11 protein-coding genes are annotated in these 12,928 nt (G+C 64.1%); 4 read left to right on the top strand and 7 right to left on the bottom strand.

Features of this window, described 5'->3' with window-relative positions; translation table 11 throughout:
* Positions 1-123: 123 nt before the first annotated feature.
* Positions 124-603 carry a hypothetical protein gene (locus tag AC3WS4_RS17180; protein WP_492736870.1) on the top strand — a complete coding sequence of 160 codons (480 nt, stop codon included), beginning with the start codon at positions 124-126 and terminating at the stop codon, positions 601-603.
* A 72-nt stretch (positions 604-675) separates the two neighbouring features.
* On the opposite strand, the gene AC3WS4_RS17175 is transcribed toward AC3WS4_RS17180, so the two are convergent.
* Positions 676-873 (bottom strand): KTSC domain-containing protein, encoded by a 198-nt coding sequence (locus AC3WS4_RS17175; RefSeq protein WP_492736868.1) that lies wholly within the window; start codon positions 871-873, stop codon positions 676-678.
* A gap of 49 nt (positions 874-922) precedes the next feature.
* Positions 923-1,102, bottom strand: coding sequence for a hypothetical protein (locus AC3WS4_RS17170; protein ID WP_492736866.1), 180 nt, complete (start codon positions 1,100-1,102; stop codon positions 923-925).
* A gap of 390 nt (positions 1,103-1,492) precedes the next feature.
* On the opposite strand from AC3WS4_RS17170, the gene AC3WS4_RS17165 reads away from it, so the two are divergent.
* Positions 1,493-2,239: a hypothetical protein gene (locus AC3WS4_RS17165; RefSeq protein WP_492736864.1), complete on the top strand. Its 747-nt coding sequence runs from the start codon at positions 1,493-1,495 to the stop codon at positions 2,237-2,239.
* Between the two features lie 19 nt (positions 2,240-2,258).
* Here AC3WS4_RS17165 and AC3WS4_RS17160 read toward each other — a convergent pair whose 3' ends face one another.
* The 4 genes from AC3WS4_RS17160 to AC3WS4_RS17145 all read right to left on the bottom strand — a co-directional run bounded on the left by AC3WS4_RS17160 (position 2,259) and on the right by AC3WS4_RS17145 (position 6,128).
* Positions 2,259-2,486 (bottom strand): hypothetical protein, encoded by a 228-nt coding sequence (locus tag AC3WS4_RS17160; protein ID WP_056346149.1) that lies wholly within the window; start codon positions 2,484-2,486, stop codon positions 2,259-2,261.
* Positions 2,487-2,613: 127 nt separating this feature from the next.
* Positions 2,614-3,678 carry a ribonucleotide-diphosphate reductase subunit beta gene (locus AC3WS4_RS17155; protein ID WP_492736862.1) on the bottom strand — a complete coding sequence of 355 codons (1,065 nt, stop codon included), beginning with the start codon at positions 3,676-3,678 and terminating at the stop codon, positions 2,614-2,616.
* A 4-nt stretch (positions 3,679-3,682) separates the two neighbouring features.
* Positions 3,683-4,120 (bottom strand): endonuclease domain-containing protein, encoded by a 438-nt coding sequence (locus AC3WS4_RS17150; protein ID WP_492738052.1) that lies wholly within the window; start codon positions 4,118-4,120, stop codon positions 3,683-3,685.
* Positions 4,121-4,187: 67 nt separating this feature from the next.
* A complete protein-coding gene (locus tag AC3WS4_RS17145) occupies positions 4,188-6,128 on the bottom strand; it encodes a ribonucleoside-diphosphate reductase subunit alpha (protein WP_492736860.1) in 1,941 nt (646 codons plus the stop codon).
* 485 nt (positions 6,129-6,613) lie between these two features.
* Between AC3WS4_RS17145 and AC3WS4_RS17140 the strand changes: the two genes are divergently transcribed.
* Complete coding sequence (locus tag AC3WS4_RS17140) at positions 6,614-8,320, top strand: Hsp70 family protein (protein ID WP_492736858.1); 1,707 nt, start codon at positions 6,614-6,616, stop codon at positions 8,318-8,320.
* Positions 8,317-10,017: a hypothetical protein gene (locus AC3WS4_RS17135; protein ID WP_492736856.1), complete on the top strand. Its 1,701-nt coding sequence runs from the start codon at positions 8,317-8,319 to the stop codon at positions 10,015-10,017. The genes AC3WS4_RS17140 and AC3WS4_RS17135 overlap by 4 nt, the downstream gene beginning before the upstream one ends.
* A gap of 579 nt (positions 10,018-10,596) precedes the next feature.
* Here the strand turns inward: AC3WS4_RS17135 and AC3WS4_RS17130 are convergent.
* A complete protein-coding gene (locus AC3WS4_RS17130) occupies positions 10,597-12,888 on the bottom strand; it encodes an EAL domain-containing protein (protein ID WP_492736854.1) in 2,292 nt (763 codons plus the stop codon).
* Between the last annotated feature and the right edge of the window lie 40 nt (positions 12,889-12,928).

The following is a 12,928-nucleotide window of genomic DNA, read 5'->3' as shown; positions in this document are numbered from 1 at the left end:
GCCGCGAATGGCAGGGACCGATCCTATTTCGTTACGCGGTCCTTTGTCGGGTCCGTGCGGCCACCGTCTGGCGCTGCCGCGCGGGCGTGCCTATCTAGGCCCGCGATGAGAACTGGGGACCGGATGACGATCGTGATCGCGCGGCTGAGGCCGAAACCGCTGGCGGCGGGGCAATTGCTGTGCGCGCTGGCGCTCGCCGCGCTGGTCGCCATGCAGGCGCGCGGCGACACGGCCGGCGAGGTCGTGCGGCACATAGTGTTCGGCGATGTCGTGATGACCGCGCTGATGGCGGTCGCGCTATTGGGCTTCGTCTATTTCCGGCGGCTGTGGCGGTGGCGGAACGCCTATGTGCGCCACGACGGCGTGACGCTGTACCGCGGCGGCAGCGCGCGCTGGCCGCTGGCGCTGGTGCGCGACGTGGTGCTGGCGAAGGACGGGGTCGGGGTGGAATCGCTGCGGCTGGTGGTGGACGACGACAGCGAGGTGACGCGCGAGCTGGTGAAGCTGGCGCTGCTGGAGGACACGCCCGAGGCGGTGCGCGGCGGGGTGATGTTCGCGGTGGCGGGGATGCGCGGGGTGCCGGGTGGGGTGACGGTGAATTGAGTTGCGGGGCGACAGGCATAAGAAAGGGCCTTGGCGGCGACCAAGGCCCTCCCTCGCTTTTCGGTACTCGTTTTAGCGGTAGCCGAACTGGTCGCGGATATTGTCGTTAAAATATTCGCCCTTCGACGCGGCCGCCAGCAGTCCGTTGTAAACGTACTGCGGCACACCGTAATAATCATAGGTGCGGCCACTGGTGAAGGTGATCGCCAGCGTGCGGCTGGCCGGATTATATTCCGCTGCGCGAATCGCCGAGGAAGAGAAATAGGGCATCGGTGCGCTCCTGAAAAAAGAAAGGCGGGCATTTCTGCCCGCCCTTCGATTAGGCGTACTGGATCAGCACCCAGACGACCGCTTTGCCGGCGTACGGGGGCATACGGTTGCCCTTGGCGATCGGGGCGGTCGTGGAGGGCGTGCCCTCGACCTTCCAGATGCCGCTTTCGGGGCAGATCGTACCAGTGGATGCGCGGGTCCCGATGCGGGATTTTGCTGCGTAGTTCATTAGATTCACTCCATGCAGTTGCCAAAATACAAACTGAGGAGTAACGACACGCTTGAAACCGGGCGTGGAGGTTACTCCTCAACCCGACAGGAAGAGGTGGTTCCAACACCTGTTTCCGATCAGGAGGCGAGAGTCGCGTTGCGGCTCTCGCCTTTTGCATTTCCGCAATATCATTCCTTGCTGCCCCGTCAACCAAAAATCGAAGCAGTTGGACGAAATTTAGACGATGTGATCGTGCTCTAAGTTCGATGCCGATCATGCGCTGGAGCGATGGCGGCGATGACTGAAAATTTATCATGGATTATCAATGATTTATGCCGGAGTTGCGCGTTTGATAAATCTGCCGTGATATGATATGAATTTCTCACTTAGGCTTTGGAGGTAAGTTTAATGAGCAGCTTAAACCCTAGAGACCGTAGCCGCAGTCCTCGCTTTCCCAGCCAATCACTGGATGAATCGCTTCGTCACGCCGAAGCAGTCTACCACGCTGTCCACCGGAGTTCAGTAGATTCCGCTACGGTTTATCGTTTGATGGGCTTTTCAGGAAAGACCGGAACTAGTGCCAAGGCGTTAGGTGCTCTGCGACAATATGGTCTAATTGAAGGAACCGGAGATAAAACGCGAATATCTGATTTAGCGCTAGCAATTTTTGAGCCTGAGTCTGCGTCGGAGAAAGCTTCTGCAATTCGGACTTCTTCAGAAAGTCCGGACGTCTTTGGAGAAATTCTTTCGAGGTTTGATGGGCGTGTTCCGCAAGCAGACGAAGCAATCAGGGCTTTCCTGATTCGAGATTTGGGCTTTCAAAAGAACTCTGCTGACGAGTGCATCAAGGCCTTACGGCAAAGCTTGGCATTCGCTGAAAATTTCCGGAGAGAATATGAAGTAACTCCCAGGCCTTCGCCGGTCGAAGAAGTCGCGCCATCGGAATTGTCAGCCGAAATTGACCGGGAAGGCGACGTGCGTAGGGAGGTTCAATCCGGTGACGGCGAATTGATGATTATCCCTTTGACCAAAGAATGCAAAGCCGAGCTGCGCTTCATCGGCCAGCTTAATTCTCGCGCAATCAAGAATCTGATGCGCCACATCGATTTAATGGCGGACGTTTGGGCAGAGGATGAAAGAGATCTCGACTCCTAATTGACCGTTCGGTTTAGTCCTAAACCGAAAACCCGCCCGAATTCCGCCGGTTCGAGCTCGCCGCCAGCACCTTCTTGCCCTGCGGGGTCAGCGCCCATTTGGCGCCTTGTGCGACCACCAGTCCCAGCGTGACGAGTTCGTCGCGGATCGGGTCGGTGGGGAGTTGGGGGCGGCGGTTCGACAGGCCTTCGAGCGTCGCGCGCTGCGGCTGGCTGAGGATGAGGAGCTTGGGTTTCTTGTCGGTCATTGTCTTTGCCTTGTTCTGTTTATTGGGCGGGGGCCTGTGCCCTGAGGTTCCTGGCCCACCCCGCTGCGCTAAGCCAGCAAGCTGGCAAGCTTCGCTGCCCCTCCCCTGAAGGGGAGGGGTTTCGTTATCACTCCGCGGCGATCCCGGCCTTGGCGAACATGTCTTCGCCCTCGTCGCCGGCGTCGTTCACCGCGGGGGTGTCGTCGCTGGTCTTGGCCTTTTTGCGGTTGTCGAAGCTCGACCACACGCTGTTCCATTCGCCGCGGGTCGCGCCCTTGCTGTACTCGGTGGCACGGGTTTCGAAGAAGTTGGCGTGCTCGACGCCGTTGAGCAGCGGGGCGAGCCAGGGGAGGGGGTGTTCGTCGATCATGTAGATTGGCTGGAACCCCAGCTGCCCCAGACGCCAGTCGGCGATGTAGCGGATGTAGCGCTTGATCTCCTTGGGCGTCATGCCGGGGACCTGGCCCTGTTCGAAGGCGAGGTCGATGAACGCATCCTCGAGCCGCACGGTCTTCTGGCAGGTGTCGATGATGTCTTCGCGCACCGCCTTGGTCAGGCAGCCGCGTTCCTTGGTGAAGGTGTGGAACAGCTTGATGATGCCTTCGCAGTGCAGGCTTTCGTCGCGGATCGACCAGCTGACGATCTGGCCCATGCCCTTCATCTTGTTGAAGCGCGGGAAGTTCATCAGCATCGCGAAGCTGGCGAAGAGCTGAAGCCCCTCGGTAAAGCCGCCGAACATCGCGAGGGTGCGCGCGATATCCTCGTCATTCTCGACCCCGAACTGCTGCATATAGTCGTGCTTGGCGCGCATCTCGTCATATTCGAGGAACATGCCGTACTCGCTTTCGGGCATGCCGATGGTGTCGAGCAGGTGGCTGTACGCCGCGATATGGACCGTTTCCATGTTGCTGAACGCGGTCAGCATCATCTTGATCTCGGTCGGCTTGAACACGCGGCCATATTTGTCGTGGTAGCAATCCTGCACCTCGATGTCGGCCTGGGTGAAGAAGCGGAAAATCTGGGTGAGCAGGTTGCGCTCATGGTCGCTGATCTTCTGCGCCCAGTCGCGGCAATCCTCGCCCAGCGGCACTTCCTCGGGAACCCAATGGATCTGCTGCTGGCGCTTCCAGAAATCGAACGCCCAGGGATATTCGAAGGGCTTGTAGGTTTTGCGGGCTTCTAGAAGGGGCATCAGTCTATCCTTGCGTTCGAACTTCATTCCCTCTCCCCTTGTGGGAGAGGGAGGGGCCCAAGGCGTCAGCCTTGGGAGGGTGAGGGGGCAGGGCGGCGTCGATTTGTGCCAGCACTCCCTCGATATTCGTCATCACATCGTCATTCCAAAACCGGATCACCCGATAGCCGTCGCCTTCGATAAAGCGCGTGCGCGCTTCGTCATAGGCGACGGCTTCGCCATGTTGTCCCCCGTCGATTTCGATCACCAGCCGTGCGGCGTGCGATGCGAAATCGGCGAAATAGGGCCCGAGAGCTTGCTGGCGGCGGAACTTTGCGAGAGGGAAAGCCTCCCGCAAGGCGCGCCACATGCGCTTCTCTGCGTCGGTGGCTTCGCGGCGGAGCTTGCGTGCTCTTTCGGTCGTCCACCAAGGGAGGTCAGCTTTGCGGCCTCGCCCCCTCACCCTCCCATCGCCGCTCACGCGGCGACGGGCCCCTCCCTCTCCCACAAGGGGAGAGGGGTTTTATGCCTTATTGACAGGCCAGACACTCGTCGTAATCGGTGCTCTCCAGCTGATACACCGGCGCTTCGGCGGTGTTGTCGGCCTCGACCCCGCCCGCGAAGCCGGCGCGCTGTACCGACTTGCTGCGCAGGTAATAGAGCGATTTGATGCCGAGTTCCCACGCGCGATAGTGGAGCATCAGCAGGTCCCATTTCTCGACGTCGGCCGGGATGAACAGGTTCAGCGACGCGGCCTGGTCGATATAGGGGGTGCGGTCGGCGGCGAGTTCGAGCAGCCAGCGCTGGTCGATCTCGAAGCTGGTCTTATAGCAGTCCTTCTCGTCCTGGGTCAGGAAGTCGAGGTGCTGGACGCTGCCGCCCTTCTCCAGGATCGAATTCCACACATTGTCGCTGTTCTTCGCCTTGTCGACGAGCAGGCTTTCGAGGTGCGGGTTGCGGATCGAGAAGCTGCCCGAGAGCGTCTTGTGGGTGTAGATGTTCGCGGGGATCGGCTCGATGCACGCGCTGGTGCCGCCGCAGATGATGCTGATCGACGCGGTCGGCGCGATCGCCATCTTGCAGCTGAATCGCTCCATCACGCCCTGATCGGCGGCGTCGGGGCAGGGGCCGCGCTCGTTGGCGAGCAGCATCGACGCCTGATCGACCTGCGCGCGGATATGCTTGAAGACGCGCAGGTTCGACGATTTCGCCATCGCGCCCTCGAACGGCAGGCCGCGTGCCTGAAGGAAGCTGTGGAAGCCCATGACGCCGAGGCCGACCGAGCGTTCGCGGCTGGCGCTATATTTGGCGCGCGCCATTTCGGGCGGGGCGCGGTCGATATAATCCTGCAGGACGTTGTCGAGCATGCGCATGACATCCTCGATGAATATCTTGTCGCCGTTCCACTCGTCCCAGGTTTCGAGGTTGAGCGACGAGAGGCAGCAGACTGCGGTGCGATCGTTGCCGAGATGGTCGCGGCCGGTCGGCAGCGTGATTTCGCTGCAGAGGTTCGAGGTGGTGACCTTGAGCCCGAGATCGCGGTGATGCTTGGGCATCATGCGGTTCACCTGGTCGATGAAGATGATGTAGGGTTCGCCGGTCGCGAGGCGCGTTTCGACGAGCTTCTGGAACAGGCTGCGCGCGTCGACGGCGCCGCGGACGCTCTGGTCCTTGGGGCTGCGCAGGTTGAATTCGGTGCCGTCGCGGACGGCCTCCATGAACTCGTCGGTGATCAGCACGCCGTGGTGGAGGTTGAGCGCCTTGCGGTTGAAGTCGCCCGAGGGTTTGCGGATTTCGAGGAACTCCTCAATCTCGGGGTGCGAGATGTCGAGGTAGCAGGCGGCCGAGCCGCGGCGGAGGCTACCCTGCGAGATGGCGAGGGTGAGTGAGTCCATCACGCGGACGAAGGGAATGATGCCGCTGGTCTTGCCGTTGAGGCCGACCGGCTCGCCGATGCCGCGCACGCTGCCCCAATAGGTGCCGATGCCGCCGCCGCGGCTGGCGAGCCAGACATTTTCGTTCCACGTCTCGACAATGCCTTCGAGGCTGTCGGGGACCGAGTTCAGATAGCAGCTGATCGGCAGGCCGCGGCCGGTGCCGCCGTTCGAGAGAACGGGGGTCGCGGGCATGAACCACAGCTTCGAGATATAGTCGTAGAGGCGCTGGGCGTGGTCCTGATCGTCGGCATAGGCCGACGCGACGCGCGCGAAGAGATCCTGATAGGATTCGCCGGGAAGCAGATAGCGGTCTTCGAGCGTTTCCTTGCCGAAGTCGGTGAGCAGCGCGTCGCGGCTGCGGTCGGTGACGACCTCGAACCGGCGCGCGTGGACTTTCGCCTCGCCGCTGTCGTTGAGCTTTGCCGTTGCGGGCGAATCGCCCTTTGATTCGGGGGCCGCCTGCGTGTCGTTTTTCGTCAATTCCATCGTCGCCACGTCGCTCGTCTCCACCCGGTCCGTTTCCCGAAAATCCATGTATCACGCCCTCGATTACACCGGCGCGCATCGCGCGCCTGTTCCTGTCTTGTTCGACTCGGGACGAAACCCCAGCCTAGCATCTAAACCGTCCTCGGGGGCACATATTTTTGGGCGCAAAACGCTCTTTCCCGTGCCCATGTCTCATGAGCGACGGAAAACCGCCATTTCCAGCCAAACACTATTTCTTGGGGTGCCCCCGTGGTCTACCCACCATCCATAGTGCCACGTCGGCGCTGAGACGCAAGAGAGTAAATGACAGATTAGGGACTCGACTCGTCGCCATTTTGATTCGTTTCGTCGATGGCAAAGCACGCTTCGCGGAGTCGCGCCGCGGCTTTCCGCGGGTCCGGCGCGGGCGTGACAAAAGTGCCGCACCGGCAAAAAATATTTCGGGTGACACAAGATATGGGGGAGCGGCTTTTCATCGCCGCGCGCAGCCTTTAGGCGGTGTGCCCTGGAAGCGCGTTGGGGGACAGGCACTTATGCTGGTGGGGATCGATCTGGGGACGACGAACAGCGCGGTCGCGGTGTGGCGCGACGGCGGACCCGAACTGATTCCCAACGCGCTCGGCGACCTGCTCACCCCCTCGGCGGTCAGCGTCGGCGACGACGGCGCGCTGCTCGTCGGCCTCGCGGCGCGTGAGCGGCAGGCGACGCATCCCGAGGCGACGGCGACGATCTTCAAGCGGCGGATGGGCACGACCGAGGAAGCGCGATTGGGCAAGCGCCGCTATCGCCCCGAAGAGCTGTCGGCGATGGTGCTCGGCGCGCTCAAGGCCGATGCCGAGGCGTTTCTGGGCGACCCGGTCACCGGCGCGATCATCACCGTTCCTGCTTATTTCAACGACCGCCAGCGCAAGGCGACGCGGCGCGCGGGCGAACTCGCCGGGCTGAAGGTCGAGCGGCTGATCAACGAGCCGACCGCGGCGGCGCTGGCCTATGGCATCCACGAGCTCGAGGAGGAACGGCCCTTCCTCGTCTTCGACCTTGGCGGCGGCACCTTCGACGTGTCGCTGGTCGAGATTTTCGACGGGGTGATCGAGGTGCGCGCCTCGGCGGGCGACAACCGGCTGGGCGGCGAGGATTTCAACGCGGCGATCGTCGCGCTGGCGCGCGATGCGCTGGGCGAGGGGCTGAAGGCGAAGCCGGGCGACAGCGCGATGCTCGACGAGGTGATGCGTGCCGCCGCCGAACGCACCCGCCGCGCGCTGAGCGACGCCGACCGCGCGCCGTTCCAGATCGTGTGGAAGGGTGAGGCGTTCGAATGCGAGATTACCGGCGAGGCGTTCGAGGAACGCGCGCAGCCGCTGATCGACCGGCTGCGCGATCCGGTGCTGCGCGCGCTGCGCGACGGCAATGTGCGGGCGGAAGGCTTGTCGGAGATCGTGATGGTCGGCGGCGCCACGCGGATGCCGCTGGTCCGCCGCGCGGTGACGCGGATGTTCGGGCGCTTTCCCAACGCGCAGATCAACCCCGACCATGCGATCGCGCTGGGCGCCGCGGTGCAGGCGGGGCTGAAGAGCCGCGACGCGGCGCTGAAGGAAATCCGCCTGACCGATGTCTGCCCCTTCACCCTCGGGGTCGATACGGGGCACCGCGATGCGGGCGGCAAGGTGACCACCGGCCTGTTCTCGCCGATCATCGAACGCAACACGGTGATCCCGGCGAGCCGCAGCGAGGTCTATTCGCCGATGGAGGCGCACCAGCAGAGCGTGACCTTTGGTATCTATCAGGGCGAATCGCGCTTCGTCGCGCAGAACGTCAAGCTGGGGCAGCTCGACGTGCCGTTGCCGCAGGGGCATGGCGGACAGATCGGCATCGCGGTGCGCTTCACCTATGACGTGTCGGGGCTGCTCGAGATCGACGTCGAAGTGCCGGGCACCGGAACGCGGCGCCAGCTGGTGATCCGCGACGAGGAGGATCGCGAAAGCGAGGCGGATTTCGCCAAGCGCCGCAAGGCGCTGGAGGCGCTGAAGATCCATCCGCGCGAGGAAGCCGCGAACGCCGCGACGCTGGCGCGTGCCAACCAGCTGTTCGAAAACCGGCTGGGCTATGAGCGGCAACTGGTCGGCGAATGGATCGCGCAGTTCGAAGCGGTGCTGGCGCGGCAGGAACCGCGCGAGATCGAGGCGGCACGGACCGAACTCGACAAGGCGGTCGACGGCATGGACGGAGAGCAGTTCCTGTGAGCCGCCGCCGGCCGCCGTGGAGCAGCCTGGGGATCGATCCGACGAGCGACGAGCGGGCGATCAAGCGCGCCTATGCCGGGAAGCTGAAAGAGATCGACGTCGAGGCCGAGCCGGCGAAGTTCATCGCGCTGCGCGGGCGGCTGGAAGACGCGCTGCGACAAGCGCGCTGGATCGACGACGGCGCGATCGACGATGAGGGTATCGACTGGCCCGAGAATGCGCCGGACGACCCGGCAGGGCCAGGGGACAGCTTGGCGGCGGGTGACGGCTGGACGATCCTGTCCGGCGATCCGGTGGAAGCGGCGGTGCCATCGATCCGGACGCCCGAGCGGGCCAACCCTTGGGCCGCGCCCGCGGTGGATCCGGTCGCGGCGCGCTTCGCGGCGATCGAGGCGGCACTGGTGGCGGGCGGCGAGGGGCGCGAACGGACCCTCGACCGCGAGATGCGCGCGCTGTGGGCCGAACCCGCGCTGGAGACGGTCGACGCTGCCGAGGATGCCGAGTATCGCCTCGCCCATCTCGCGCTCGACCATGGCGCCGACGCGTCTTATTTCTTGCGGCTGGCGAGCTGGCATTATGGCTGGGTGCGGCGTTCGCAGCGGGTCGGGACCGACTGGGCGATCCGCGAAGTCGGGCAGCGCGCCGCGGCCGAGCATTGGTTCCAGCAGATCGGCGAAGGCGTCATCGCCGGCCATGCGAAGCAGGTGATCGACGATATCGAACAGGCGCCGAGCGGCCGCTGGTGGCGCGACTTTTTCCCGAAGCGGCGGATCACCGCTTTCCTCGACGAGCTGCGACGGCGGCATCCCGAGGGCGAATACCGGTTCGATGCCGACATCGTGGCGGCGTGGGAGCGGATGCGCAATCCCGGCATTTCGCTGGGATCGTTGTTCGGACTCGTCGTGCTCGGCGCTATCGCGGCGATAACGGCGAGCTGGATCGACCTCGATGCCGCCGCCGGCAATGCCGCCTTCTGGGGTTTTTTCCTGGCCGGGCTGATCGGGTTTGCCGCGTATCGCTGGGGATTGCAGCGCATTCGCCCCACGCGCCCGTCGCGCTATGGCGGTCCGCTGGCGGCGCGGCAGGCCGGCGCGCTCGCGCTGATGCTGGTGGTGTTCGCGCTCGCCGCCTTGCTGCCGCCGCATTGGGCGATCGGCATCACGCTCGCGCTGGCGAATGTCGCGCTGTTGCCGCTCAGCGGGGCGGTGCTGCCGTCCGAGGAAGAGCGCGATCCGGCGCTGTGGGGCCTGTACAACGGGCGCTATCCGATCATGGCGGCGGGGCTGTTCGGCGCCTTTGCGATGGTCCATGCGCCCGGATGGGGGCAGGCGATCGCGCCCGGGCTGCTGGTCGTGGCGGCGGCGCAGTTGCTGCGCGAGCGGCTGGTGGCGACATGGGAGGCCTTGCCGGCGACGATGCTCGGTGCGGTGCGGGCGGGCCTGCTGATCGCGGCGGTGATCGTGGTCGTTGCGGGGGTCAAGGCCATGCCCGACCTGCCGGCCGCGCCGGTAGTGCTGGCGGGGATATTGCTGCTGCTGGTGCAGGACGCGGCGGTGAACGCCTGGCGTCCGCCGCTCTCCACCGCCTTCTACTTCGCCTATATCGTGCTGATCGTGCTGTTGATCGCCTTCCCTTTGCTTGTCCCGATGGCGCTCGTCGTACGGCGGCTTGCCGACCGGCTGTTCATCAAGGGGTGAGGGAAGAGAGGATTGTATTGGGAAAGACGCGGACGTTTGTAACCTCGTCATCCCCGACTTGATCCGGGATCCGCCTTTCTTCTCCCCAGCGGCAAAGACTCGAACCCGAAATCCTCGGCGAGCTTGCGTCAGATCATATTCGAGGGCCGCAGCCCTCGCTTGATCCTCTCGTCGCGCAGGATCGCGGCGTCATCCTCGCGGGAAAAGGCAAGGCAGGCCCCCGGTCAAGCCCGGGGTGACGATGGTGGCCGATGTCCGCAGCCCGTCGCTTGAAGAAGAGGCGGGGCCGCAATCGGTCGAGCGTTGCCAGGCCTCGTTCCGCCCGCCCGGTCGATTTCCACCACCCCAAACGAAAAAAGGCCCCGGCGATGCCGGGGCCCTTTCTCTATTTCGTTCGGATTAGGCTTGGCCACCACCGCTACCGGTGCCGCCGCCGCCCATGAACCGCCAGAACCAACCCATGTGCTGTCTCCTAGATGCATCGCGTGCACTGCCCAAGCAGAGCAGTTAACAGGGCGTATACCCTAAGAGACGTGGTAAATCGAGTCTTAACTAGTTTTGGTACCATTTTGGTAACGATTAGGCGGAGCGGCTGTGCGGGGTGGTCGCGAGCGAGGTCGTGAGTTCGGTAAATAGTTGCGGCTTGCCAAGGTGATAGCCTTGGCCAACGTCGCAGCCGAGCTCTTCGAGCAGCGCCATGGTGGGGGCATCCTCGATGCCTTCGGCGACCGCGACGGCGCCGAGGCGGTGCGCGAGGTCGATCGTGGACTTAACCACTTCGAAGTTGCGCTGCGAATCGCGCATCGTCATCACGAAGCGCTTGTCGATCTTGATTTCGTCGGCTTCGATTTCGGTCAGATATTCGAGGTTCGACTGGCCGGTGCCATAGTCGTCGATCGACAGACGGATGCCCGCGCGGCGCAGTTGCGCAAGGGTCTGGCGCGCCTGACGGCTGTTTTCGATCTGCGCGGTTTCGGTAATCTCGATCGTCAGCATTTCGGGCGGCAAATGATGCGCGGTCAGCATGACGCGGATCGTGCCGACAAGGTCGGCGTGGTCGAGGAGGGTGGCCGAGAGATTGACCGACATGTTGATCCGAAGCCCGCGGTCGCGCAGTTGCGCCGCCGAGCGGATCGCCTGGTCCATCACGAACAGGGTGAGGCGATAAATGTCCTGGCTCTTTTCGGCCTGAACGATGAATTCGTCGGGCGGGATCGGCCCGCGCGTCGGGTGGGTCCAGCGCGCGAGCGCCTCGACCCCGACAAGCTCGCGGGTGCGAATCTCATATTGCGGCTGGAAGGCGACCCAGATGTCGCCGCCGGTGAGAGCGTCCTCGAGCTGCGAGTGGAAGCTGAGCTGCCAGCCGGCGTCTTCCTTCTGGCGCGGCGAATATTTGGTCCACAGCGCGCGGGTGCGGATCGCGCGTTCGGCGGCGACGAGCGCGGCGGCGAGGCGCTGCGCGTTCGATCCCTCGAACTCGTCGTTGACCCCGAAGGCGATCGCGACGTCGACGCGCAGCTCGCCGATCGTCAGCGGCGCGTTGAACAGCGCGGCGAGGCCGGCGAGATGCCCCTCGATCTGGCTGTGCTGATAATAGGGGACGAGCCAGGCGAAGGTGCCGTCGAGGTCGTGATGGAGCTGGGTGCCGTGGCACGCGAGCGTCAGGCGGCGTGCGACCTGATCGACGAGCTGCTGACTGCCCTCACCGGGGAGGAAGGCGGCGAGATCCTCGAAATTGACGAGCTTGGCGGCGATAACCGTCGCGCTGCCGAAGGCGGGCTGCGTGCGCAGCGCTTCGAAATTGGGCAGGCCCGACACCGGGTTTTCGCGCTGGGCGGAGAAGCGGCGGCGCTTGCGGCTGACATTGGCGCTGACCGCCGCGATCAGGAACAGCGAGGCGCCGATCGAGGTGGTGATGAGCAGCGTCGTGAGCAGGACCTTGCCGACGATCGCGATCCCCACCGCGGCGAGCGCGACGGGGGCGTACCAGCGTTGAAAGCGCGGCAGCAGCGCGGCGAGCAGGAGCAAGGCGACGAACGCCAGCGGCGGCGCCCAGCCGATATCGACCGGATTGCCGCGCTTCAGCGTCTCGCCCGCGATCAGATGGATATAGGCACCGGGGACAAGGTCGTGGCCGGGCAGATAATGGGCGTCCTGGAAGGTCGAGGCGGTCGGTGCGAAAATGACGTCCTTGCCGCGGAGCTGCGCCGCGCCGACGCGGCCCGCGAGCAGGTCGGCGGCGCCATATTGCGGGATGCTGTTCGTGTTGTAGGAGAAATCGAGGCGGAAGCTTTTCGGTTCGGCCGACGTTTTGCCGCCGAGCAGCGACGCGAAGCTGGGCAGCTTGCGGCCGTCGGCGACATAGGTGATCGGCACGTTCCACACCTGCCAATATTCGAAATCCCAGGCGATGCTGGCGAGCTGCGCCTTGTCGCCGAACGCCGGATTGGGAAAGATCGAGCGGCTGCGGTCGGTGCCGGGCATCGACTTGGTCGCGACCGCGAGCACGGCGCGGTCGCCCATCTTGCGCACCGCGGCGGTCAGCCGCGAGAAGTCGGGGTCCGATTCGCGGCGGTCGAAATAGAAATCGAGGAACATGCGCTTCGCGCCGGCCTTGTCGATCGCGCTGATCACCTCGCCATATTGGGTCATCGAAAAACTGCCGCCGGGGGTCTGTCCCAGCGTGCGATCGTCGAGCGCGACGATGACGATATCGCCCGAAACCGGGCGGTCGCCGACCCGGCTGGTCACCATCGCGATCAATCGGTCGGGAAGTTCGCCGATGCCCGACACGCCGACCGCGATGCTGAGCAGCAGCGCGAGCCCGAGGGTGCGCCAGCTGACGATCATCCTGTTGACACCAATCGGCACGCGCGCACGTCTCCCAGCGACTACCCGACGTGCCTAGGCC

This window comes from Sphingopyxis sp. EU05-FHT14B03, assembly GCF_058790875.1.
The sequence above is the reverse complement of the archived record's forward strand: the minus strand, read 5'-3'. Positions and strand labels throughout refer to the sequence as shown.